Origin of the sequence: Mesorhizobium sp. INR15 (assembly GCF_015500075.1) — a bacterium.
Taxonomy (GTDB): domain Bacteria; phylum Pseudomonadota; class Alphaproteobacteria; order Rhizobiales; family Rhizobiaceae; genus Mesorhizobium.
The window spans coordinates 338765-362023 of the sequence record NZ_CP045496.1 but is presented as its reverse complement, the minus strand read 5'-3'; the positions used below and the strand labels follow the sequence as shown (position 1 = coordinate 362023).

20 protein-coding genes are annotated in these 23259 nt (G+C 62.5%); 6 read left to right on the top strand and 14 right to left on the bottom strand.

The window, feature by feature from the left end; translation table 11 throughout:
• Positions 1 to 2: 2 nt before the first annotated feature.
• The 3 genes from gyrB to GA829_RS01640 all read right to left on the bottom strand — a co-directional run bounded on the left by gyrB (position 3) and on the right by GA829_RS01640 (position 6287).
• Positions 3 to 2474, bottom strand: a complete 2472-nt coding sequence (gene gyrB / locus GA829_RS01650; RefSeq protein ID WP_195176859.1) for a DNA topoisomerase (ATP-hydrolyzing) subunit B — start codon at positions 2472 to 2474, stop codon at positions 3 to 5.
• A 439-nt stretch (positions 2475 to 2913) separates the two neighbouring features.
• Positions 2914 to 5580 carry a caspase family protein gene (locus GA829_RS01645; RefSeq protein ID WP_258052087.1) on the bottom strand — a complete coding sequence of 889 codons (2667 nt, stop codon included), beginning with the start codon at positions 5578 to 5580 and terminating at the stop codon, positions 2914 to 2916.
• Positions 5581 to 5717: 137 nt separating this feature from the next.
• Positions 5718 to 6287 carry an NADPH-dependent FMN reductase gene (locus GA829_RS01640; RefSeq protein WP_195176858.1) on the bottom strand — a complete coding sequence of 190 codons (570 nt, stop codon included), beginning with the start codon at positions 6285 to 6287 and terminating at the stop codon, positions 5718 to 5720.
• Between the two features lie 258 nt (positions 6288 to 6545).
• Here GA829_RS01640 and GA829_RS01635 point away from each other — a divergent pair, with 258 nt between their 5' ends.
• Entirely contained in the window at positions 6546 to 7928 is a 1383-nt protein-coding gene (locus GA829_RS01635) for a cytochrome P450 (protein WP_195176857.1), read from the top strand.
• A gap of 49 nt (positions 7929 to 7977) precedes the next feature.
• On the opposite strand, the gene GA829_RS01630 is transcribed toward GA829_RS01635, so the two are convergent.
• The 8 genes from GA829_RS01630 to GA829_RS01595 all read right to left on the bottom strand — a co-directional run bounded on the left by GA829_RS01630 (position 7978) and on the right by GA829_RS01595 (position 14806).
• Positions 7978 to 8955 (bottom strand): complex I NDUFA9 subunit family protein, encoded by a 978-nt coding sequence (locus GA829_RS01630; protein WP_195176856.1) that lies wholly within the window; start codon positions 8953 to 8955, stop codon positions 7978 to 7980.
• A 184-nt stretch (positions 8956 to 9139) separates the two neighbouring features.
• On the bottom strand, positions 9140 to 9592 hold the full coding sequence (locus tag GA829_RS01625) for a DoxX family protein (protein ID WP_195176855.1): 453 nt from the start codon (positions 9590 to 9592) through the stop codon (positions 9140 to 9142).
• Positions 9593 to 9785: 193 nt separating this feature from the next.
• A complete protein-coding gene (locus GA829_RS01620; protein WP_195176854.1) occupies positions 9786 to 10067 on the bottom strand; it encodes a hypothetical protein in 282 nt (93 codons plus the stop codon).
• Positions 10068 to 10303: 236 nt separating this feature from the next.
• Positions 10304 to 11305, bottom strand: coding sequence for an Ldh family oxidoreductase (locus tag GA829_RS01615; protein ID WP_195176853.1), 1002 nt, complete (start codon positions 11303 to 11305; stop codon positions 10304 to 10306).
• Positions 11306 to 11452: 147 nt separating this feature from the next.
• Positions 11453 to 12262: an ABC transporter permease gene (locus tag GA829_RS01610; RefSeq protein WP_195176852.1), complete on the bottom strand. Its 810-nt coding sequence runs from the start codon at positions 12260 to 12262 to the stop codon at positions 11453 to 11455.
• Positions 12262 to 12927, bottom strand: coding sequence for an ABC transporter permease (locus tag GA829_RS01605; protein ID WP_195176851.1), 666 nt, complete (start codon positions 12925 to 12927; stop codon positions 12262 to 12264). Before GA829_RS01605 ends, GA829_RS01610 begins: the two co-directional genes overlap by 1 nt.
• Before the next feature lie 210 nt (positions 12928 to 13137).
• Entirely contained in the window at positions 13138 to 13932 is a 795-nt protein-coding gene (locus GA829_RS01600) for a transporter substrate-binding domain-containing protein (RefSeq protein WP_195176850.1), read from the bottom strand.
• Positions 13933 to 13990: 58 nt separating this feature from the next.
• Positions 13991 to 14806, bottom strand: coding sequence for an ABC transporter ATP-binding protein (locus tag GA829_RS01595; protein WP_308462320.1), 816 nt, complete (start codon positions 14804 to 14806; stop codon positions 13991 to 13993).
• Between the two features lie 214 nt (positions 14807 to 15020).
• On the opposite strand from GA829_RS01595, the gene GA829_RS01590 reads away from it, so the two are divergent.
• The 5 genes from GA829_RS01590 to GA829_RS01570 all read left to right on the top strand — a co-directional run bounded on the left by GA829_RS01590 (position 15021) and on the right by GA829_RS01570 (position 20071).
• A complete protein-coding gene (locus tag GA829_RS01590; protein ID WP_195176849.1) occupies positions 15021 to 15893 on the top strand; it encodes a dimethylarginine dimethylaminohydrolase family protein in 873 nt (290 codons plus the stop codon).
• Entirely contained in the window at positions 15863 to 16540 is a 678-nt protein-coding gene (locus GA829_RS01585) for a TetR family transcriptional regulator C-terminal domain-containing protein (protein ID WP_195176848.1), read from the top strand. The genes GA829_RS01590 and GA829_RS01585 overlap by 31 nt, the downstream gene beginning before the upstream one ends.
• Positions 16541 to 16634: 94 nt before the next feature.
• A complete protein-coding gene (locus tag GA829_RS01580; protein ID WP_195176847.1) occupies positions 16635 to 18215 on the top strand; it encodes a 5-guanidino-2-oxopentanoate decarboxylase in 1581 nt (526 codons plus the stop codon).
• A 225-nt stretch (positions 18216 to 18440) separates the two neighbouring features.
• The gene (locus GA829_RS01575) at positions 18441 to 19232 is read left to right on the top strand and encodes a capsular polysaccharide synthesis protein (RefSeq protein ID WP_195176846.1); all 792 of its coding nucleotides are present in this window, start codon (positions 18441 to 18443) and stop codon (positions 19230 to 19232) included.
• Positions 19233 to 19363: 131 nt separating this feature from the next.
• Entirely contained in the window at positions 19364 to 20071 is a 708-nt protein-coding gene (locus GA829_RS01570) for an SDR family NAD(P)-dependent oxidoreductase (RefSeq protein WP_195176845.1), read from the top strand.
• A 38-nt stretch (positions 20072 to 20109) separates the two neighbouring features.
• On the opposite strand, the gene GA829_RS01565 is transcribed toward GA829_RS01570, so the two are convergent.
• The 3 genes from GA829_RS01565 to rpsA form a co-directional block, all read right to left on the bottom strand.
• Positions 20110 to 20412 (bottom strand): hypothetical protein, encoded by a 303-nt coding sequence (locus GA829_RS01565; protein WP_195176844.1) that lies wholly within the window; start codon positions 20410 to 20412, stop codon positions 20110 to 20112.
• Positions 20413 to 20506: 94 nt separating this feature from the next.
• Positions 20507 to 21328: an MOSC domain-containing protein gene (locus GA829_RS01560; protein WP_195176843.1), complete on the bottom strand. Its 822-nt coding sequence runs from the start codon at positions 21326 to 21328 to the stop codon at positions 20507 to 20509.
• Positions 21329 to 21504: 176 nt separating this feature from the next.
• Complete coding sequence (gene rpsA / locus GA829_RS01555) at positions 21505 to 23202, bottom strand: 30S ribosomal protein S1 (protein ID WP_195176842.1); 1698 nt, start codon at positions 23200 to 23202, stop codon at positions 21505 to 21507.
• Positions 23203 to 23259 lie beyond the last annotated feature (57 nt).

Sequence of the window (23259 nt, the reverse complement as noted above, 5' to 3'; positions counted from 1 at the left end):
TTCTAGATATCCAGATTGGCGACCGAGAGCGCGTTTTCCTGGATGAACTCGCGCCGTGGTTCGACCTCGTCGCCCATCAGCCGCGAGAACAGCGAGTCGGCGTCGGTCGCGTCATGCACCTTGACCTGCAGCAGTGAGCGCACATTCGGGTCGAGCGTGGTTTCCCAGAGCTGCTCGGCATTCATCTCGCCGAGACCCTTGTAGCGCTGCATGGTCAGGCCCTTGCGGCCGGTGGCGAAAACCGCGTTGAGCAGCGCCAGCGGTCCCGAAATAGGTTCGGAAACCTCCTTGCGGCGCAAAACCGGCGGTGCGCCATAAACCTCGGTCAGGCGCGGCGCATATCGGTCGAGCTGGCGTGCATCGGCCGAGTTGATCAGCCCGAGATCGAGATGCGCGTATTCCTTGACGCTGCGCACCGTGCGCTCGAACACATAGCCGCCAGTCCCCTCGTTTGAGGTCGACATGCGGCCGGTCCAGCCGCGCTCGGTGTCTTCGGCAATGATGTCGAGGCGCTTGGCAACGCGCTCGGCCATGGCGTTGGCGCTTCCGAGATCGCCAAATACATCCGGGTTGAGCCCGCCGGCGATCGCGGCTTGTTCGACCACGCCCCTGTTGTAGCGGGTGTGCAGGCCGTTGATCAGCTGGCGCACCGCCAGCGCGTCGTCGATGGCACTGCGCAGATCCTGGCCGGTGCGGACTTCGCCGGAACCGAGCGTCAGCGACGCTTCGTCCAGGCCTGATCCGATCAGGAATTCCTCGAAGGCGCTTTCGTCCTTGATGTATTGCGAGCTCTTGCCGCGCGTCACTTTGTAGAGTGGCGGCTGCGCGATGTAGAGATGGCCGCGCTCGATCAGTTCCGGCATCTGCCGGAAGAAGAAGGTGAGCAGCAAAGTGCGAATGTGCGCGCCATCGACATCGGCGTCGGTCATCAGGATGATCTTGTGGTAGCGCAGCTTGTCGGCGTTGAACTCGTCCTTGCCGATCGAGGTGCCGAGCGCCGTGATCAGTGTACCAATCATTTCGGAGCCAAGCATGCGGTCGAAGCGTGCCCGCTCGACATTGAGAATCTTGCCGCGCAACGGCAGAATGGCCTGATTCTGGCGCGAGCGCCCGCCTTTGGCAGAGCCGCCGGCGGAGTCACCCTCGACGATGAAAATCTCGGATTTCGCCGGATCGCGTTCCTGGCAGTCGGCCAGCTTGCCGGGCAGCGAAGTGATGCCGAGCGAGCTCTTGCGGGTGATATCGCGCGCCTTGCGCGCGGCTTCACGCGCTGCCGCCGCCTGGATCACCTTGTCGATGACCACCTTGCCTTCGCTAGGATGCTCTTCCAGCCAGGTACCGAGCGCTTCGTTGACCAGCCCTTCCACGACCGGACGAACTTCTGATGAGACCAGCTTGTCCTTGGTCTGCGAGGAGAATTTCGGGTCGGGAACCTTGACCGAAAGCACGGCCGTCAGTCCCTCGCGGCAGTCGTCGCCGATCAGCCCGACCTTTTCCTTCTTGGTCAGGCCGGAGGATTCGCCATAGCCGGTGATCTGGCGCGTCAGCGCGCCACGGAAACCGGCAAGGTGGGTGCCGCCATCGCGCTGCGGAATGTTGTTGGTGAAGGCCAGCACATTCTCGTGGTAGCTGTCGTTCCACCACATCGCCACTTCGACGGTGATGCCGTCGCGCTCGGCCTTGATGGCGATCGGCTTGTCGATCAGCGGTTTCTTGACCCGGTCGAGATATTTCACGAATTCCTCGAGACCGCCGTCATAGTGCAGCTCGTGGCGAACGATGTCGGCGTGGCGAGCATCCGTCAAAACGATGCGCACGCCGGAATTCAGGAAGGCGAGTTCGCGCAACCGGTGTTCCAGGGTGCCGAAGTCGAATTCGACCATGGTGAACGTTTCGGAAGAGGGAAAGAAGCTGATCTCGCTGCCGCTGCGCCCCTCATAGGTGCCGGGCAGCTTCTGCTGTTCGTAGCTGCCTGTGGCCTTCAGTGGCGCGTCGGCATTGCCATGGGTGAAGCTCATCTCGAAAATCTGGCCATTGCGGCGGATTTTCAATTTCAGCCATGCGGACAGCGCATTGACCACTGACACGCCGACGCCGTGCAGTCCCCCGGACACCTTGTAGGAATTCTGGTCGAATTTGCCGCCGGCATGCAGCTGCGTCATGATCACTTCGGCCGCCGAGATGCCTTCTCCGGTGTGGATATCGGTCGGAATGCCGCGGCCATTGTCGATAACTGTCACCGAACCATCGGGATTGAGCGTTACCGTGACGAGGTCGGCATGGCCGGCCAGCGCTTCGTCAATGGCGTTGTCAACCACCTCATAGACCATGTGGTGCAGGCCGGAGCCGTCGTCGGTATCGCCGATATACATGCCTGGGCGTTTGCGGACAGCATCCAACCCCTTCAAAACCTTGATGGAATCGGCGCCGTATTCGGCCTCCGCGCCGTCGGTGTTGTCTATCTGGTCGCTCATGAAAACCTGTTGTCTAGATGCCGCTTGTACAGCGCGAAAAATCGGCCCCGAATCGCACTCTGATAAGGCCTAGATATAGGCGCAAAAGGCGGTTTTTCCAAGGTTTGCGCCGGTCAGGGCGCCTTTGGAGCCCCAGGCAGTTTCCGAACCCCGTCGATCTTGGCAAGGACGTGTTCCCGGCTGGCGGTGTACAACGTCTCTGATGGCTTCAGCGCGACCGCCTTTTCGATGGTTGCGAGGCTTGCCTCATGGGCTGCGAGTGCCTCGGCGTTTTCACCTAGCTCCTCGAGGACATAGGCGGTCTTGAGCCGCGCATTATAGGCGCTGTAGAGGAATTCCGGATTTTTCGGATCAAGCGCTACCGCCTGTTCGGCTTTTGTGGCGCGAGCAAGCCAAGCCGCGCGCGGAAAGTGCGCTTCAGACAGCGCTAATCTTTCCGCTATTGATGGCCGGCTTTAACCTTCGCCAACCGGTCCCGCAGGAACTTGATCATGAATTTGTATCGCGGCGCCAGTTGCCCGTTACGGTCGAGTTCCAGCGTCATGTCCAGGGCCTTGGTCAACACGGCTTTCGGGTCCTTCGCCACCTGGGCGTAATCGATATAGGCAACCACCAGGTCGCGTTGCCAGGTCGCGTTGTTCGGGTCGGATTGAGACAGTTGCTGGCGGATATCGAGACTGTCCTGGAAGGCTTGCCGGGAACCGCTGATATCGCGCTGCTTGAGCCGCAGCATGGCAATCTCTGAGAGCGTGATCGACAGGTCGCGCTGCCAGTCGGCATTGGCGGGGTCGAGCTTCGCCAGCCGGTCGGCGATGATGAAGCTGTCCATGTAGGTCTTGAGGGCGCTGCTCCGGTCGCCCTGAATCGCGAGCACGCCGGCGACCTTTTCGAGAGATACGGAGAGATCGCGCTGCCAGTCGGTGTTGGCGGGATCGCCTGCCGCGAGCGCACGGGCTTGTGACAACGCCTGCTGGTAGGCTTCAAGCGCCTCCGGCCAGTTCTCCTGGTCGCTTAACGCATTGCCGATCTTGGCGTTGCCAACCGACAGGTCGCGCTGCAACTCAGTATCGTTGGGATCGCGGCCCACCAGTTGCTCGACGATCACCTGGCCCTTTCTGTAAGCCACGAGCGCACCGGCCGCATCGCCGCGTTCGCGCTTGATGTCGCCGATCCTGTCATGGCTCACAGAGACGGCACGCTGGCGCTCGGGGTCATCCGGCTTGTTCTCGGCCAGCGCCAGCCGAATTCTCAGGCTCTCCTCAAAGGCCGTCTCCGCGCCGTCCAACTGGCCGGCGGTGTGGGCAAGTTGGCCGATCTCGTCATAGGTGATGGTCAGGTCGCGCAGCAGGTCGGCGCGGTTTGGCTCCGCATCGGCCAGCTGCTGCTTGATCGACAGGCTTTGCTGATAGGCCTGCGCTGCGCCGCCGACATCGCCCTGCGTTGCCAGAACATCACCGATCTTGTCATTGGCCATCGCAAGATCGCCCAGCCAGGTTTTCTTGTCCGGCACGGTCGCCGTCAGATCCTGCAGCATGCCCCTGGCCGTCTCATAATTTTCCAGGGCGGCGGGCAGGTCGCCTTGTGCCATCCGTATGTTGGCGAGCTTGACGTGGCTGATGGCTAGGTCGCGCTTGACGCTTGGATCGGTCTGCAGATCCGGCCGCTGTTCGATATTGGACTGCAGTGCTTCAAAGGCGTGGCCGGCCGCTCCGATATTGCCGGTCGTGGTGTAGAGTATGCCAAGCTCTTCCAACGTGCGGATCAGCCGGTCGGCATCCTCGAGCTCCAGCGGAGACCGCCCGATTTCGCCATAAAGCGCCACCACCGATTCATAATCCTTGATCGCCGTGGCGTAGTCGAGGGTGGCGCGCGCCGCGCCTCCTGAGAGGTAACGGGTCGCCGCTTCGGAAAGCGTGCGGCGGACGAAATTGGCTTTCAGTGCGTTACGCGAGAGATTGTCGATGCCGGCGGCGTCGGCGAGCTTCTGGCGCGCCGCATCGAACGCGCCAAGCGAAAGCTGGTCCTCGGCCTGCTGGCGCAAGGCGGTCACCTGCGGGTCGTCGGAGGCCAGTGTCCTGGTCTCGGCCCGCACCTTGACGAAGGCGTCGGCGGCCTCGCGAAGCCTGGCGTTGAGGCTGTCCGCTGACAGATGGCTGGTGTCGGAGCTGATCAGCGCGCCATAGAGTGGTGCCAGCGGCATGTCGGCATCGCTGGCGATCTGCTCAACCTGGCCACGCATTTCGGGCGTCACGTCGGCCATGGCGAGCAACAGGCGCTCGCGCTCCGGCAACTGTTCCTTGGCCGAGGTCGCGAAGAAAAGCCGCGGCAGGCCGCTCTCGACATAGGGCAGCTGCTTGCCCTTGGAGAGGTCATAGACTTCCTGCTGCACCAAGGTCAGCACCGAGCGGATTTCGAGCCCTTCGGTACCGAGATATTTGCTCAAGGCGGCGGTGAATGGTGAGTTCTGGCCGGTGCCGTCCGAAGCGGTTTCGCCCGGCGCCGCCGAAAAGGCGAACAGGATGTTCTCGGCCCGTCCGATCCGGCCAAGACCGGGGCGTACTTTGTCTGCAACGTCTTTGGCCAGCGACGTCGCGCCCCGCCCTTCGCCCACTGGGCCCGAGAAGGGATCGCTGCGGCAGGCGTCGAGCATGATCAGCCCGACCTTGGCGGTGGCGGCGACAGCATCGCGCACCTCTTCAAGCGGCAGGCTGGTCTTCTCCAAAGTGTCGAGCGAGGATGCGTCGGCGTCGACCGGCAGCAGCCGGTTGTCGCCTGAAATCTCGACGCCGTGGCCGGAGAAGAACACCAGCGCCACATCAGCGCCCTTGGCGTCCTCGCGAAAATCATCAAGGGCGCGGCGCATGCGCCGCAGATCGCGGTTGGTTTCGAGCACCACCTCGAAGCCAAGCTTCTTCAGGGCTGCTTCCATAGCCTCGCCGTCATTGACGGGATTGGTGAGCGGCCGGATCAGGCGATAGTCATCCTCTGCCATGACCAGCGCCACGCGCCGTTCGGCCACCGCCGTGGCGGTGGTCGTCAGCATCAGTAGCAAGGCAAACAGCAAACGCAAATCGAACCGCCCCCGGCTCAGTCGTCCGCCGAACATTCCATCTCTTTATGGCGCGAGCAAGCCGGGGTCTTGGCCGAAAGCCGGCTGTTCAATGTATGTCGCCCAAAAGTGCTCGGCGGTTTTGGGAACAACGAAATGCACCCAACACAGGGGCTCAATGCGCGTGTCGCGCATTAGGCGGGTCGCATTGGTTTCAGTGCAGCACTCCAGCGCTCCAATTCATCCAGCATGGTTTTGGCACCGCCCCGCACCTGCTCGCTGGCATTGAAAGCTCCCTTGTCGTCGAGCAGCTTCTGGTACATCGGCAGCGCGACCCCTTCGGGGATCGGCATGATGCCTACCGAGGTCAGCAGTGGCTTGAGCGCCTGCGCCGCGCGCAAGCCGCCCGAGACACCGCCATAGGCGAGGATCGCCGCCGGCTTGTATTTCCACTCGCGCGCCAGATAGTCGATCGCGTTGATGATCGCCGGCGCCGCGAAATAATTGTATTCCGGCGCCACGAAGACGAATGCATCGGCGGCATCGATTGCCTTCGACCAGGCCTTGGTGTGATCGTTCTGGTAGTTGCCAAGCCGTGGGTGATGCGGTTCGTCCAGCACCGGCAGGTTGAACGCGGCGATATCGGTCAGCACCGGCTCGAACTTGCCGTGCTCGCGGGCGAAAATCTCCAGCCATTGCGCGAAAACCGGTCCGGTGCGGCCGGGCCTGGTGCTGCCGATGATGATGTTCAACTGGTGCTTCAAGGCGGGCTCCTTTGACTGGCGGTATCTGTTGGTGACTGTCACCTACGGCACGGCATCCTTGCCGACAAGGCGGCGCCTTGTGAGGTGCGGTCACAATCAGATGAACAGACTGTTTGCCAAGTCGTTCCGGATCGGACCCCGCGCGCTGCCGTCCGGTCACATGGACGCCTGCTTTGCAAGCCACTACATTCCCCAGGATATGTCCTCCCGAAGCGCGTAGCGGTTTTGGAGCAAGGATATGCACCAGCGGAGCACGCCATGGATATCCAGCCCGCCCCTTTCGTCCCTCCGGCGCCGAAGCCGCGCACGACGCCGCCTTCGACCCTGGAGATGATCCGCATTGTCTACCGCAATCCGCTCGAACTGTGGGGCGAGCAGACCTACAATGAGCCGTGGATCTCGGCGACTGGCGTCGGTGGCGCCCTGATCGTCGCCAATGATCCCGGCCTGATCCGTCATGTGCTGGTCGACAATGCCAAGAACTATAAGATGGCGACGGTGCGCCAGAAAATTCTGCGCCCGATCCTGCGCGACGGCCTGCTGACCGCCGAAGGCGATGTCTGGAAGCGCTCGCGCAAGGCGATGGCGCCGGTGTTCACGCCACGCCACATCTTCGGTTTTGCCCAGCCGATGTTGAAGCGCACGTTGGAATTCGTCACCCGTTACGAAGACGGCGGCACCTCCGACATCGCCCATGACATGACGCTGCTCACCTATGACATCCTGGCAGAGACGCTGTTTTCCGGTGAGATCGCTGGTGAACCGGGCAGTTTTGCCCATGAGATCGACCGGCTGTTCGAGACCATGGGCCGTGTCGATCCGCTCGACCTGCTGCGCGCGCCCGATTGGCTGCCGCGCCTGACCCGCATTCGTGGCCGCAAGACCATGGCCTATTTCCGCAAGATCGTCACCGACACGGTCAAGATGCGCGAGGAGAAGTTCAAGCGCGATCCAGACGCCGTGCCGCAGGATTTCCTGACGCTTCTGCTCAAGGCCGAAGGGCCGGACGGGCTGACCCGGGCCGAGGTCGAGGACAACATCATCACCTTCATCGGTGCTGGCCATGAGACCACGGCGCGTGCGCTCGGCTGGACGCTTTATTGCCTCGCCGAAGCACCATGGGAACGCGACCGGGTCGAGCAGGAGATAGACCAGGTGCTGGCGCGCGAGCCCGATCCCACCAAATGGCTGGATGCCATGCCATTTACCCGTGCCGCCTTCGACGAGGCGCTCAGGCTCTATCCGCCGGCGCCGTCGATCAACCGCGAGCCGATCGAACCGGAAACCTGGGGCGATCTTCGTATCCCCAGGCATGCGGCCGTGCTGGTCATGCCATGGGTCGTGCATCGTCACAGAAAGCTATGGGACAGGCCGGATGCCTACATGCCGGAGCGGTTCCATCCGGGAAACCGCGAAAAGATTGACCGTTTCCAGTATCTGCCGTTCGGCGCCGGACCGCGCGTCTGCATCGGTGCCAGCTTCGCCATGCAGGAGGCGATCATCGCGCTGGCCATCCTGCTGTCGCGCTTCCGCTTCGACACGACCGCCGAGACCAAGCCTTGGCCGGTGCAGAAACTGACCACGCAGCCGCAAGGTGGTCTGCCGATGAAGGTCACGCCGAGGGTGCTGATGTTCAGGTGATGCCGGCGCGGCCTGACCTGAATCTCAGCACACCCTGAGAGGACCAATGTCAAACCGCCGGCTTGCGCTGCTGGAACTGGCCGGCCGCGCGATAGCGCCAGAGATAGCTTGGCAGGATCGTCGCGATCGATTGCGGCTGGATGCCGAGGCCAGCAAGGGTCCGATTGGCCTTGGCGGCAGCGTCCGACACGATGTTGTGCTCGCGCAGTTGCATCACCTGGTCCTTGGTCAAAAGCGGGTTGGGCAGCAGGCCGAGGACCGAAGCCTGCAAGTTCGCCACCCACCACGGCACCGGAACCAGCAGCCGCTTGCGCTCGATCACAGCAAGCAATTCCTGCATGCATTCCTTGAAGGTCAGCACTTTCGGCCCGCCAAGCTCGTAGATCTGGCCGCCTTCGACCTTGCCTTCGACCGAGCGCGCCACCGCTTCGGCGACATCGCCGACATAGACCGGCTGGAACTTTGTCGCGCCGCCGCCGATCAGCGGCAGCACTGGTGAGAAGCGCGCCATGTTGGCAAAGCGGTTGAAGAATTCGTCCTCCGGCCCGAAATTGACTGACGGGCGGAAGATGACGGCGTCGGCGATCGTCTCCAGCACGGCCTTTTCGCCGAGCGCCTTGGTGCGCGCATAGTCCGATTCGGAATTGAGATCGGCCCCCAGCGCCGAGACGTGGGTGAGGCCGGCGCCGACGGAGCGCGCCGCCTCGGCAATGGCGCGCGCGCCGAATTCGTGCACGGAGACGAATTTCTGCCGGCCGCTTTCATGCAGGATGGCAACCAGGTTGATGACGTGGTCCGCACCCTGGACGGCGCGGTCGACCGACCAGCGCATGCGCACATTGGCCTGCACCGGCTGGATCTGGCCAACATTGCCGAGCGGCTGCAGATGGCCGGCAAGATCGGGCCTGCGGCAGGCGACCCTGATGCGGTAACCGCGCTTGGCCAACGCGCGCACGACATGGCGGCCGACAAAGCCCGAGCCGCCAAAGACGACGACAAGCTTGGGGGTTTGCAGGATTTCGGTCATGGCTGGCTCCGGCGCTCGAAAGCATGGCTGAAGCCGTTTCATAGTCCGTTTCGCGCCAAAGGCAAAGGGCGACGCGTCGTCGCTGTCGCCCTTTGTTTCCGAGTGATTGGGGAAAATATGAAGCGGTTTTCCAAGGAAAAGCGCACAGCGCTTTCCCCTGGGAATTGCACCAGGCAAGAGCGTTTCAGAATGCCTTGCCGATGCGCGCGTCGACCGAATGGCGGTTACCGCCGCGGATGACGAAGAAGAGCAGGATTGCTGCCCACAGAAGCGACTTTTCCGCCCCTGAGAAGCCCTGATCCATGGTCACCCAGTGGAACCAGACGGTAACCAGCAACACGAACATTCCGGCGACGGCGGCTGGCCGCGTCAGCAGGCCGATGACGATGAGAATACCGCCGAGGAATTCCGTGCAGGCAAGCAGCGGCGACCAGAAGACGCCGGGATAGAAACCGAGACCTTCGACCATTTCGGCGGCGCCAAGGGGATTGGTTATCTTTTGCGAACCGTGGATGGCGAGAAACGCGCCGGCGACGACGCGAAGCATGGTTTCGCCGGCATCGTGCAGCGACGAATACAGGCGGCCAAGCGCCGGAACGATCAGCTTGCCGCGGGAAGCGTCGGTGGTTGAGGACATTGGAACTCCTGTTGTGTGGTCGTCCTTGCAAACGCCCGCTGGGTCCCATCAAGTCAAGTTAACAAAAGTTAACTATTGAAGTCAGGTTTTGTTGCGCGCAGGACAAACGCAGAAAACCCCGCCGAAGCGGGGTTTTCCGGGTGACATCCATGCGAAGTCAGGGGCCGACGGAGCGGCCTGACCTGAGACGGTATCAGGAGGGCGTGAAGCAAGTACGCCCACCCCAGCCCTGAACATCCGACATGGTGCCGCCGACCTTCTTGCAAGCCGCGACGAAATCGGCGCTGCAGCTGGCGAATTTCGCGTGACCGTTCTTGCAATAGTGATCCTCGGTGGCGCCGCCGCCTGGCGCGGTTACGACGCCGGGGCTGGACGGTTTCACCGGGGCGGCCTTCAAGCTGGCGGCCTGGGTGGCGCCCATGAAAGAGCCGAGAAGCAAGATCGCGGTCAGCATGGTGATCTTGGTGTTGGTCATGGTGATTTTCCGTTGATTGGGGTTGAATTTCCGAGGCGCGAAGGGACGCCCCCCGTGAAACAGGCATTTGCTTTCGGTTTGCTGTTCCCCCGGTGTGGTTCGGCAAGCTCACCTTGCCCTGGACAACGATTGGTCGCCGCGGCACGCGGAAAGGTTCAGCGGTGCAACGAAAAAAATCGTGCCGCACGGCGCTGGAGACCGGCAGATTTATCTAACTGTTTGATAGAGAGTAATTTTTAGGAGGAATAGCGCGAAGCGAATTCCGAGATGCGCTGGACAACAGCCTTGGACGTGGTGATGCCTCGCGCCACCGCCTTCTCCGCTGCTTCGGCGCGCGAGCGGCCGGGCACATGCACGCCAAAGCGCCGACGCAGACGGTCGAGCTGGTCCTTCATCCGCTGTTCGAAGTCGGGATCGAGCAGCTTAGGCTCGACCGCTAGCACGAAGAGGCCGGTTCCCGGGCTGTCCGGGCCGCCGGTGAACCAGGGCGCATCGAGCGACCAGTTGGCGCCCGACAGCCCGGCCGCCAGCACTTCGACCATCAGCGCGATGTTGGCGCCACGGCCGCCGCCGAAGGCGAGCATAGCGCCTTTCATGGCAGCCGCGGGATCAGTGGTCGGATTGCCGCTGGCGTCGAGCGCCCAGCCTTCCGGGATCGTCTCGCCATTCTCCGCCGCCTTGCGGATGTTGACGAAGGCGGTGGCGCTTGACGACTGGTCGATGACCAGCGGCGCGCCGTCGGCGGCGGGTGCGGCGAACGACATCGGGTTGGTGCAGTAGACCGGCTTGACCGAGCCCGAACCGGCGAGCACCGCCGGACCGTTGGTCGCGGCAAATGAGACGAGACCTTGCGCCGCCAGCCGCCCGGTGAAATAGCCGAGCGCGCCGCAGGTATACGCATTCTTCTGCGAGAAGATGGCGACGCCGAACAGCTTCGCCGCCTTTGCAAGATCGTCGATGGTGCGGTCGAAACCGGTATGCGCCAGGCCGCCGCGCGCGTCGGAGAGATAGACGGCCAGCGCCGGCCGGGTGATCACCGGATCGGCGTTGCCGTCGATGCGACCAGCCTCCAGAGCTTCGAGATAATCAATGAAATGCGACAGGCCGACGGTCGAAAGCCCTTCCGCTTCGGCGGCGATGATGGAAGCGGTGAGCGATTGCGCGGCCTCTTCGTTGGCGCCGGCGCCGAGCGCCGCCATCCGGCACAATCCTGTCGCCTGGTCGAGACTGAGTTGCATCGTGGCCGTCCTGAGATCGCTTTAACCGGTTGCGTTGTCTTCGAGTAGCAGCACATGAGGCGGTGTTTGTGTTGAAAATCGTCCGCCACTACCAGAAAAGCGGCGAAGCCATCGCCGTCGCCACCTTTGGCACAAGCCGGGCTGCTTCTAGCCGATCTTGTTTGGAATCCTTGCCTCGATCCTGCCGAACGCGAAGACGAGGATACCGGTGATCGCCATATAGATCAGTGCCAGCAGCAGCAAGGGTTCGTAGGTGAGGTAAGTATCCTGCCGTACCTTCGAGGAGACGGCGAATATGTCGATGACGCTGATCGTTGCCACCAGTGGCGTTGACTTCAGCTGCAGGACGGTTTCGCCGGTCAGCGTCGGCAGCGCACGGTAGAAGGCCTGCGGCAGCCAGATCCGTCGAAAAATCTTCCAGCGGCTCATGCCGAAGGCGCGGGCGGCCTCCAGCTGGCCTCGCGGCACACCGGCAAAGGCGCCGCGCATCACTTCGCCCTCATAGCCGGCGAAGGACAGCGTCAGCGCCAGGACGCCGTAAGGCCACGCCTGCCTCAGATACGGCCACATCCAGGATTCGCGAATCCACGGATACTGTGGAAACAGCGAGCCGAGCCCGTAATAGAGCAGCCACAGCTGCAGCAGCAGTGGCGTTCCACGGATAATGGTGCAGAAGACCTTGGCCGGGGCCGCAACCCAGAGCGAGCCCGCGGCCTGCGCCAGTCCGACCGGGACCGCGATGAGGAAACCCAGCACACAGGTTACCGCCAGTATCCAGAGCGAGCGCCAGATTCCGACCAGTCCCATCATGTAATATTGCGGTAGCCAGTCCCAGCGCATGAAATAGGCGGCCGACAGGACCAGGCCGAAGGCGATCAGGATCAGCACGATGCGATGCGGCTGCAGCCAGAGCGAAGCGCGGGCCGCCGTATTGATGATGGCTGCTTCGCCCGCCATCAGCGTGCCTCCTTGACAGAAGGCATGCCCCGCCGGGCCCAGGCCTCGAGGCGGCCAAGCAGCAGGTTCGAAAACAGCGACACGGCCAGATAGAGCACGCCCGCCGCGAGGTAGAAGATGAGGTAGGCCTTGGTGACGCCCGCCGCCTGCCGGGTCGCCAGCGTCAGCTCAAAGAACCCGACGACGGCAAGCAGCGCGGTGTCCTTGGTGGCGATCAGCCAGAGATTGGCGAGGCCGGGTATGGCGAAAGGCAGCATTGCCGGCAATGTGATACGCCGCAGCAACAAGCTTGGCGACATGCCATAGGCGCGAGCGGCCTCGATCTGCCCTTGCGGGATGGCCAGGATCGCGCCGCGCATGACCTCGGTGGAATAGGCGCCCTGGACAAAGCCGAGCACGGCGATACCGGCCACCAGCCCGCTGATGTCGACGCGCTGGTAGCCCATTGCCGTCAGCACCTGGTTTATCAGGTCGGTGCCGGCGTAGTAGAGCAGCAGGATCAGCACCAGTTCGGGCACGGCGCGCACGATCGTCGTGTAGACAGCCAGGAGATCGCGCACCACAGGGCCGCCATAGAGCTTGCCATAGGCGCCGCAGATGCCGATCAGAAGCCCGACGCAGGTGGCGCCGACCGCGATCTCGATCGAATGCAGAAGGCCAAGCAAAAGCGTTCCGCCCCAGCCGACGGGCGCCGGCGAGAGCAACTCGATGATGCCGGCCGCGGAGGCCGGAAGGAATGCTTCGATCAGCTTCGCCCCCGAATTGCTGGGCGATCGCTGACGCTATCCGTCAGCGATCGCGCGTGCAGGGTTTCGACGAAACCACACGGCGCCGAACGCTGCCCCGTGTGATTGTCTGCTTACCTGTGCGGGGCGTCAGTTCGACTGGGCTTCCGCACCGTAGATATCGAAGTCGAAGTATTTCTTGGAGATTTCGTCATATTTTCCGTTGGCGCGGATAGCCTTGATGCCGGCGTTGATCTTGTCCTTCAACCCAGTATCGTCCTTGCGCACGCCGGCGCCCACGCCAGGTCCGAGCACCTCGATATCAGGGGCAACCATGCCTTTCAGGTCGCAGCAGGCTTTGCCCTGGTCGGACTTGAGAAATTCGCCAAGCGCTATGGAATCGGCCTGCACCGCGTCAAGCCGACCGGCGGCGAGATCCTGGTTGGCCTCGTCCTGGGTCTGGTATTCCTTGATTTCCTGCGCGTCGGTGAAGTGCTTCTTGGCATAGACGGCATGGATGGTCGAAACCTGCACGCCGATGACCTTGCCTTTCAGATCCGCCGGCGCGGCGCCGAACTTCTGGTCCTTCGGTCCGATGATGGCGGTCGGTGTGTTGTAATATTTGTCGGAGAAGTCGATCGTCTTCTTGCGCTCGTCGGTGATCGACATCGAACTGGCAATGACGTCGATTTTCTTGGTCGTCAGCGCGGGAATGATACCGTCCCAGGCGACGGGCGTGATGACGCAGTCGAGTTTCTCTTCGGCGCAGACGGCATCGATGAAGTCGATCTCCCAGCCGATCCACTTGCCCGAGGCATCCGGCGAGGTGAAGGGCGGATAGGGTTCGGCGGCAACGCCGATCTTGACCGGATCGGCCTTGGCTACACCCATCGCGGCGACGCCGAGCAACAGCGCTGCGGCGAATGTCTTCAGAACGGTCTTCATTTTCACGACTCCCAGTTTGTTGTTGGTTCCCGTTTTTTCGTCCGCCCCCGGCCTGTTCCTAGCCGATGTTGCGGATGAATTGCTTGAGCCTTTCGGATCTGGGCGCGCCGAAGATCTGCTCCGGCGGTCCCTCCTCCTCGACCAGCCCGTTGTAGAGGTAGACGACATGCGTCGCGACCTCGCGGGCGAACTTCATTTCGTGCGTAACCAGCACCATGGTGCGGCCCTCGCGGGCGAGGTCGCCAATCACCTTCAGCACCTCACCAACCAATTCCGGGTCAAGCGCCGACGTCGGTTCATCGAACAGCATGACGCGCGGATTGATGGCAAGCGCCCGGGCGATCGCTGCGCGCTGCTGTTGTCCGCCCGACAGATAGGCCGGATAGACATCGCGCTTTTCGGCGAGGCCGACGCGGGCAAGCAGCTTCTCGGCTTCGGCGATGGCCAGGTCGCGCTTTGTGCCCAGCACATGGACCGGAACCTCGATGACGTTCTCGATCAACGTCATGTGGCTCCACAGGTTGAAGTTCTGGAACACCATGCCGAGTTTGGAGCGGATGCGCTCGATTTGCTTGCGGTCGGCGGGAACGGTGTGGCCGTGGCTGTCGGCCTTGAGGCGGATTTCCTCGCCATTGACGCGGATGATGCCGCTGGTCGGATTCTCCAGGCAGTTGATGCAGCGCAGCAGTGTCGACTTGCCGGAGCCGCTGCCGCCGATGATGGCAATGACCTCGCCGTCGCGCGCCGACAGCGAAACGCCCTTCAGCACGTGCAGTTCGCCGAATTTCTTGTGCAGGTTCTCGACATGGATGGCTTCGGCGGCACCGTCCTGCGCCGTGCCGGATTGGACTGCGGCAGCTTCCACCGCGCTCACCGGGTGACCTCTGTATGGTCGGCGACAATTCGTCGAACGTGCATTCGGCTAATCAACATATACGCTGTACTGCCCCGCTCCAGACTTCAGCATGGACCCAACGTCGCGAGCCCGTCAATCCCACTCATTACGGCACTTGCGAGCTTGTTGTGCAAGTGTATAAGTAGCCTTCCATGAAATTTTATCGGTTTTTTTCAGCTAAAAAAGGGCTTCGATGAGCGCTTTCGGATCACAGTCCATGGCCGCGCCGCTGCGGCGCGTGCTGATGCGGTCGGCGGCCAATGCGATGCGCGACGCCGACGGAGTTGCCTGGCACTATGGCCCAGGATTCAATCCGGCGAAAGCAGCATCGCAGCACGCGCTCCTTGCCGAACTGGTGGCGGCTTCCGGCGCCGAAATCGAATGGATCGAGGACAAGGCCGATGGACTTTCGGATTCGGTGTTCACGCACGACCCATCGCTGATGACTGATCGTGGTGCGCTGATTCTGTCCATGGGCAAACCCTTGCGCGCCAGAGAGCCCTCGCTGCATGAGGAAACCTACAGAAGGCTGGGCATTCCGATCCTCGGCCGCGTCGAGGCTCCTGGCCAGATCGAAGGTGGTGATTGTGTATGGCTGGATGCCCGTACGCTGGTGATCGGGCGTGGTGTCCGCTCCAACCAGGAAGGCATCCAGCAGGTTTCCAACCTGCTGGCGCCGCTGGGCATTTCCGTCTACGGCTTTGACCTGCCGCTGTGGCAGGGCGAAGAGGCCTGCCTGCATCTGATGTCGGTGATCAGCCCGCTGGCCGACGACCTCGCTTTGGTCTATTCACCGCTTTTGCCGGCCCCGTTCTACCAGATGCTGAAGGCGCGAAACATCCGGTTGGTCGAAGGCGACGCCGAAGAGTTCGCGGCTTCCAACGGCCTCAGCCTGAACGTACTGCCGACCAGCCCATTCAAGGTCATTGCCGTTGCAGGCTTTCCAAAGACCAAGGCCGCGATGGAAGCCGCCGGCTGCACGGTCGAAATCTTCGAGGCGGATGCGCTGTGCATCGCCTGCGAGGGCGGGCCGACATGCCTGACGCGGCCGATCCTGCGCCGATGAATGCGCCATCCCGCCGCAGGTTCCGTCGCGAGGGCGAGGACCGGCGGCGGCAGGATCTGATCGAAGCCACTCTGGACAGCGTGGCGGAGCATGGCCTGCAGGGCGCTACCTTGCGCACCATTGCATTGCGCGCCGGCGTCACCGCTGGGCTGATCCGGCACTATTTTCCCGGCAAGGAAGAATTGCTGCAGGAAGCCTATGCTGCGCTGATGGGCCGCATGACCGAGCAGGCGAAAGCGGCGTTGGTCATGGAAGGCGCCTCGCCGCGCCAGCGCCTTGCGGCTTTCGTCACCGCCAACCTCAACGCGCCGATCATCGACGCGCGGGTGTTCTCCCTCTGGGCAACCTTCATCGGCCGCGCCGGTGCGGATCCTGCCCTGGCTCGTGCTCACCGCGAAGGATACCTTGGCTTTCGCAACGAGGTGGAAGCCGTTGTGGCCGAGGTGCTCGCTGCAGAACAGCGCGAGCCGGACGCAAACCAGTTGCGCCACCATGCCATCGCGATCAACGCGATCATCGACGGGCTCTGGGTAGAAGGCTGCCTGGCCGGCGAGATCTTCTCGCCTGGCGAATTGGCGGCGATTGGCATCAAGACTGTCGAGGCCGAACTCGGCCTCGCGCCGCTAAAGCAATTCCAGGAAAAGTGAGATGCGGTTTTGCGTCTGGAATTGCGTTGAAAACGAAGGGACCGAGCCGGTCACTGTTTCCGAACAGTGATCGGCTCTAAAGGGAAGAAAACCAATGACAACACTCGGCGAAGCCCTCATCTCGCTGCTCGAGGCCCACGGGGTCGATACGGTCTTCGGCATTCCCGGCGTGCACACGGTCGAACTCTATCGCGGCCTGGCGCGTTCGAAGATCCGCCATGTCACACCGCGTCACGAACAGGGCGCCGGCTTCATGGCCGACGGCTATGCCCGCGCCAGCGGCAGGCCAGGCGTCGCCTTCGTCATCACCGGGCCGGGGCTGACCAACACCATCACCGCCATGGGCCAGGCGCGCGCCGATTCCGTGCCCATGCTGGTCATCTCGGGCGTCAACGCCACCGCGACGCTTGGCAAGGGACTCGGCCATCTGCACGAAATGCCCGATCAGCGCGGCATGATGGAAAAGGTGGCGCTGTTCTCATACCGCGTCACCGAGGCTGGTGAGTTGCCCGGTGCCCTGGCGCGCGCCTTCGCCCTGTTTTCTTCTTCGCGGCCAGGCCCGGTGCATATCGAGATCCCAACCGACGTCATGGTCAAGCCAGCCGACACCATCGCCGCCCTGCTAAGCAATGTCGCGCCACCCAATCCGGATGGTGCGGCTATCGCCAGCGCGGCAAAACTCATCGCGGCCAGCCGGCGTCCCCTGATTTTGGCTGGTGGCGGTGCCAAGCAGGCGGGGGTGCAGTTGAAGCACCTGGCCGAGCGCCTAGGTGCACCCGTCGTTCAGACCGCGAATGCGCGCGGCTTGCTGCACGGCCACCCGCTTTGCGTACCGGCCAGCCCAAGCTTGAAGGCGGTCCGCGCGCTGATGGCTGACGCCGATCTTGTCATTGCCGCCGGCACCGAATTCGGGCCGACCGATTATGACGGATACAGTGACGGCGGCTTCGTCCTGCCCGCCAATCTGATCCGGATCGACATCGGCGCCGACCAGCTGGCGCGTCGGCCGGCAACGGTTTTAATCCATGCCGATTGTGCCGCGGCGCTCGACGCGCTGGTGCTTGAAGTCGGCGGGACCTCGCTGGTATCGGATGGCGGTCAGGCTCGCGCTGCCTCCGCCAGGCAAGCAGCCTTTGCCGAGATCAGCCCAGCGCTTCAGGCGCAGGTCCGTGTCGTCGAAACGATACGCGACACGCTGCCAAGCGCGATCATCGTCGGCGATTCGACGCAACCGATCTATGCGGCCAACCTCTATTATGATCACGATCGGCCGGGTGGCTGGTTTAACGCCGCCACGGGCTTTGGCGCGCTCGGCTATGGTCCGCCGGCGGCGATCGGAGCCGCCCTGGCCGTGCCCGACGCGACCGTCGTCTGCCTGACCGGCGATGGCGGGTTCCAGTTCACGCTGCCGGAACTGGGCGCGGCACTCGATGCCCAGGCGCCCGTCATCTTCGTCGTCTGGAACAACAGGGGCTACCGCGAGATCGAGACCTCGATGCTTGATGTCGGTGTCGAGCCGGTTGGCGTGTCGCCGGCGCCGCCGGATTTCTGCAAGCTGGCCGAGGCCTATGGCATAGGGGCCGAACGGCTTGCCGACATTGGCCTCCTGCCGCAAGCGCTCGAGCGTGCCCGGGCAACGGCAATGCCGTGCGTCATCGAAATTACTGTTGACTGAGCAATGCAAGGGCGATGGAAGCGCAATTCGAAACCGCTTCCGTTTTTGCACCGTTGCATTAGACCCTGACGGTATGCATCAACGGTCGGCCAGATAATGTCGTTTTTCGAAGAACAGACGCCAATCCGTGATCCGCTGACATTTCCGCATCTCGGGCCGTTGCGTTGGGCGGCGTCCTCGCGTGTCTTGCCTTGGCCGTTACGAAGGCGCGCGGCGCAATATTGCATGTCGATGTCGCGAAAGAGTCTTCGGCAGGCGCGCCAGATCGCCATCGACCATTCGCGATGGCGCTCAACAAGCCGGCCGAGTGGTGGCGTTGGTCCGATCTGGCAATATTGGGCGCAGGGCGCCGATCACGCTCCGCCGTTGGTCAGAGCCTGCCTGCGTTCGGTGGAACGGCACAAAGGCAGCCGTCAACTGATCGTGCTCGACGACAAGACGCTCGAAGGCCATATCGAACTGCCTGGCCATGTCTGGGACAAGCGTGGTCTGATGACCCGTCAGCACTTTTCCAATCTCATCCGTTTGAGTCTGCTTCATCGGCATGGCGGGACGTGGCTCGACGCCACAATCCTGCTGCGGCAGCCTGTTCCAGCCGAGATCGAGCGCGAGGATTTCTACATGCTTCGCGAGATCACCCGGCACCCTAGGCTCGTGGAAACATGGTTCATGCACGCCCGCAAGGGACATCCGCTGATCGAGACAGTGCTTCACGGCCTGGCGGATTATTGGAAGAAGTATGACGCGCTGCATGACTATTTCATGTTTCCGTATCACTTCGAAGCCTCACTTCTGCTGCACCGGCAGCTTCGGCGCGACTTCCTGCGCATGCCGCAGGTTGGCGCGGATCGGCCGCATGAATTGCAATGGCAGCTCCTCCAGCCTTTCGACGGGTCCATCCATCGCGCTATCTTCGATAGTTTCTGGCTGCACAAGCTCAGCCATAAGATTGAACGGCCCGCAACGACGGACCGCCTCCTCTGTGACGCGATCGTTGACGGTTGGCCGGATGCCTGATGCGCCAAGGCAAAAACGCAATACAGCGTCATCGATATTTCATTTGAGTGACGGCGCGAAAGGCGCGACGCTCTGCGTCGGCGCGGCACAAGAAACGGCATAATCATAAAAAATGACAGGAGCGGTCGAAGATGACGCAAACACTTGATGGCAAGCATATCGTGGTGACCGGTGGAACCGGAGCACTCGGTGGCGCGGTCGTCGGCAAGCTGCTGGGTGAGGGCGCGATCTGCCATGTCCCCAATGCTCACGCCGCCGCGCCTACGCACTTTCCCTTCAGCACGGATGACCGCGTCAAGCTGGTGCACAATGTCGATCTCTCGGACCCCGCCAAGGTCGAGGCATTTTACAGCCAGGTTCCCGGCCTTTGGGGTTCCATTCATCTGGCCGGCGGCTTCGCCATGGCGCCGGTGGAGAAGATCGAATCCGCCTCCTTCGCCGAGATGATGGACACCAATGCACGCACGGCCTTCCTGTGCTGCCGCGCCGCCGTACGCTCGATGCTGGCGTCGGATACCGCGGGGCGCGTTGTCAATGTCACCGCGCGTGCCGGGCTCGACCCGAGGCGCGGCGCCGGCATGGTCGCTTACGCCGCCAGCAAGGCGGCGGTCGCCGCGATGACGGTGGCGATGGCCGAGGAGTTGAAAGGCAAAGGCATCCTGGTCAACGCCGTCGCCCCGTCGACGCTCGACACGCCCGCCAACCGGGCAGAGATGCCGGATGCCGATTTCACCAAATGGGTCAGCCTCGATGCGGCCGCCGAGGCCATCGCCTATCTCGCTTCACCAGCCAATCAGGCGATGAGCGGCACGCTGGTGCCGCTCTACGGCAGGGCCTGAGTTTATCGCAACGAGGCGGCGTGGCGAAGCCCGCTGCCTCATTTGCAGACGAGCTTGCCCGTTTGTAGCTTGAACTTGCGCGGTCCCGGCATCTGTTCCGCGCTCGCGTCGTCGACGACAAACACATCGAGCGTGCAGCCGCCGGCCCCCACTTGATAGTGCTCGTCTCCCATATGCGCGATCATATCGATAGGCCCATGTTGTTCCAGCCTTCGCGCAACATCGCTGCTGTCGGTGATAGCGTCGATCTCGGCCTTGCGTTGCCAGTAGGGCGGCAACGCCGCCGCAGCTGCCACCGTGCCAATCAGCAGGATTGCAGCGGCAAGACCGATGCGGATCATAGGACAGTAGCTCCAGGAAAAGTGCGGACGATTTTTTCTCCAGCAATTGCGCCAAAACGATGCGTTGGATCAGGTCGTGAAACCGTGAACTGATCTATGCCAGGTTCGAGGCGCCCGCTTCTATCACCTCGACGGCGTCGCCGATGACGATTGTACCGGCATTGTTCGGAATCGCGTTCTGACCGAAAATGATGCCACCCTTGGCGGCGCGGTGGAGTTTTCCGAGCGTTCGCAGTGGCTCGCGCGGGTCCGGCTGCTCGCCGCTGAGAGGATCGCGGGTGGTGATGACACAGCGCGCGCAGGGCTTGGCGATACGCAACTCCACAGAGCCGATGCGGATCGTCTTCCAATTGTCTTCAGGCCATGCCCCCGATGCATCGAGAACGATATTTGGTCGAAACCGCGCCATCCCGATGGGCTTGGCAAGATGGCTGTTCAGGTGGTCCAGCGAGCCTGTCGTGGCCACCAGAAGCGGAAACCCGTCGGCAAAGCCGACAGAGTCGCCTGGCACGCCGAATTCCGGGTCGACCGGCCGGTTACGCGGGTCATCGAAAAAGACCAGATCGACGGGTCGGCCAAGAATGGCGGAAAGATAGGCGCCCGCCGCTGGATCGCTCGGTCGCGCGGCAACCACGTCCTTCCAGACCTTGACCTGACGCGGCGCGATGCCAGGGCCTGGCGCCTCGACGGCGTGTTCGCCATGCCTGTCGTGTTTCAGCAGGATGCCCGCGCCGCGATGCTCGACGTCGATCGTCGTCATTGCCGGTATCTGGCGAATGGTGAGGAAGTGTCCATTCTTGTCGACGACCATCCAGCGGCGGTCCCCGGCCATGCCCATGGTTTCGATATCGGCGCTCTGCACGGCGTGGCCACGCAGGCTCTTGACCGGATAGCGATAGAGTTCAACGACCTTCATGGACAATGCTTCCCTGACATGCGCGGGAGACTACAGGCGGGACTGTGGAATTGAAGGGGTTGCACGGTCTTTGTCTTGTGCCAACCGAACATGAAAAACCCGCGAGCCTTGCGGCCCGCGGGTTTGCTTTCAGCCCGCGCGATGCGCGGAGATGCTTACGCGATACGCGAAGCGGCTTAGCTGCCCTGCTTCTTCAGCGCGGCACCCAGGATATCACCCAGCGAAGCGCCGGAGTCGGTCGAGCCGTACTGGGCAACCGCTTCCTTCTCTTCGGCGATTTCCAGCGCCTTGATCGAGACCTGCAGCTTGCGGGTCTTCTTGTCGAAGGCGATGACACGGGCGTCCAGCTTCTGGCCGACGGAGAAGCGCTCGGGGCGCTGCTCGTCACGGTCACGGCTCAAGTCGTTGCGCTTGATGAAGGTCTCGATGCCGCTGTCAACCAGCCGCACTTCCAGACCGCCATCCTTGATGCCGGTGACTTCGCAGGTGACGACCGCGTTCTTGCGCAGTTCGCCTGAAGTCGCTGCTTCGCCGACCGTATCCTTGGCCAGTTGCTTGATGCCGAGCGAGATGCGCTCCTTGTCGATGTCGACGTCGAGCACCTGCGCCTTGACCATGTCGCCGCGATTGTACTCTTCGATGACCTGCTCGCCTGGACGGGTCCAGTCGAGGTCGGAGAGGTGCACCATGCCGTCCACATCGCCTTCGAGGCCGATGAACAGGCCGAACTCGGTCTTGTTCTTGACCTCGCCTTCGACCTGGCTGCCGACCGGATGGCTGCTGGCGAAAGCCTGCCACGGGTTCTCAAGCGTCTGCTTGAGGCCGAGCGAGATGCGGCGCTTGGCCGGATCGACTTCGAGCACCACCACGTCGACTTCCTGGGTTGTCGACAGGATCTTGCCGGGATGCACGTTCTTCTTCGTCCACGACATTTCCGAAACGTGGATGAGGCCTTCGATGCCCGGCTCCAGCTCGACGAACGCGCCGTAGTCGGTGATGTTGGTGACGGTACCCTTGATCTTCTTGCCGATCGGGAACTTGGTGCCGATCTCGGACCACGGATCGCTCTCAAGCTGCTTCATGCCGAGCGAGATGCGGTGGGTTTCCTGGTTGATGCGGATGATCTGCACCTTGACCGTCTGACCGATGTTGAGGATTTCGGTCGGATGGTTGACGCGGCGCCATGCCATGTCGGTGACATGCAGCAGGCCGTCGATGCCGCCGAGGTCGACGAACGCACCGTAATCGGTGATGTTCTTGACGACGCCTTCGACAACCTGGCCTTCTTCGAGGTTCTGCACGATTTCCGAACGCTGTTCGGCACGGCTTTCCTCGAGCACGGTGCGGCGCGACACGACGATGTTGCCGCGGCGGCGATCCATCTTGAGGATCTCGAAGGGCTGCGGGTTGTGCATCAGCGGGGAAACGTCGCGGATCGGGCGGATATCGACCTGGCTGCGCGGCAGGAAGGCCACGGCGCCGTCGAGGTCGACGGTGAAGCCGCCCTTGACCTGGTTGAAGATGACGCCTTCGACGCGCTCACCCTTGGTGAACTTCTCTTCGAGACGGACCCAGCTCTCTTCGCGGCGGGCCTTCTCACGCGACAGCATGGCTTCGCCAAGCGCGTTCTCGATGCGCTCGACATAGACTTCGACAGTGTCACCAACCTTGAGGGTGGTGTCCTTGCCCTTGACGCCGAATTCCTTCAGCGGCACGCGGCCTTCGACCTTGAGGCCGACGTCGATGATGGCCATGTCCTTTTCGATAGCCGTGATCGTACCCTTGACGACCTGGCCTTCGCCGGAGTGACCGGTGGTGAATGATTCTTCGAGCAGGCTCGCGAAATCATCGCGAGTGGGATTTGCAGCAGACATTGTTTCTCCTGGAGTGCCCCGCGTATTGAGCGGGACGGGCGCCGTGGGTTAGCGTTG

Coding starts and splice junctions, on each gene's coding strand:
- GA829_RS01570 (WP_195176845.1), top strand. CDS start 19,364: ATGACGCAAACACTTGATGGCAAGCATATCGTGGTGACCGGTGGAACC.
- GA829_RS01615 (WP_195176853.1), bottom strand. CDS start 11,305: ATGCAACTCAGTCTCGACCAGGCGACAGGATTGTGCCGGATGGCGGCG.
- rpsA (WP_195176842.1), bottom strand. CDS start 23,202: ATGTCTGCTGCAAATCCCACTCGCGATGATTTCGCGAGCCTGCTCGAA.
- GA829_RS01590 (WP_195176849.1), top strand. CDS start 15,021: ATGAGCGCTTTCGGATCACAGTCCATGGCCGCGCCGCTGCGGCGCGTG.
- GA829_RS01625 (WP_195176855.1), bottom strand. CDS start 9,592: ATGTCCTCAACCACCGACGCTTCCCGCGGCAAGCTGATCGTTCCGGCG.
- GA829_RS01560 (WP_195176843.1), bottom strand. CDS start 21,328: ATGAAGGTCGTTGAACTCTATCGCTATCCGGTCAAGAGCCTGCGTGGC.
- GA829_RS01580 (WP_195176847.1), top strand. CDS start 16,635: ATGACAACACTCGGCGAAGCCCTCATCTCGCTGCTCGAGGCCCACGGG.
- GA829_RS01635 (WP_195176857.1), top strand. CDS start 6,546: ATGGATATCCAGCCCGCCCCTTTCGTCCCTCCGGCGCCGAAGCCGCGC.
- GA829_RS01610 (WP_195176852.1), bottom strand. CDS start 12,262: ATGGCGGGCGAAGCAGCCATCATCAATACGGCGGCCCGCGCTTCGCTC.
- gyrB (WP_195176859.1), bottom strand. CDS start 2,474: ATGAGCGACCAGATAGACAACACCGACGGCGCGGAGGCCGAATACGGC.
- GA829_RS01565 (WP_195176844.1), bottom strand. CDS start 20,412: ATGATCCGCATCGGTCTTGCCGCTGCAATCCTGCTGATTGGCACGGTG.
- GA829_RS01645 (WP_258052087.1), bottom strand. CDS start 5,580: ATGTTCGGCGGACGACTGAGCCGGGGGCGGTTCGATTTGCGTTTGCTG.
- GA829_RS01585 (WP_195176848.1), top strand. CDS start 15,863: ATGCCTGACGCGGCCGATCCTGCGCCGATGAATGCGCCATCCCGCCGC.
- GA829_RS01620 (WP_195176854.1), bottom strand. CDS start 10,067: ATGACCAACACCAAGATCACCATGCTGACCGCGATCTTGCTTCTCGGC.
- GA829_RS01575 (WP_195176846.1), top strand. CDS start 18,441: ATGTCGATGTCGCGAAAGAGTCTTCGGCAGGCGCGCCAGATCGCCATC.
- GA829_RS01630 (WP_195176856.1), bottom strand. CDS start 8,955: ATGACCGAAATCCTGCAAACCCCCAAGCTTGTCGTCGTCTTTGGCGGC.
- GA829_RS01600 (WP_195176850.1), bottom strand. CDS start 13,932: ATGAAGACCGTTCTGAAGACATTCGCCGCAGCGCTGTTGCTCGGCGTC.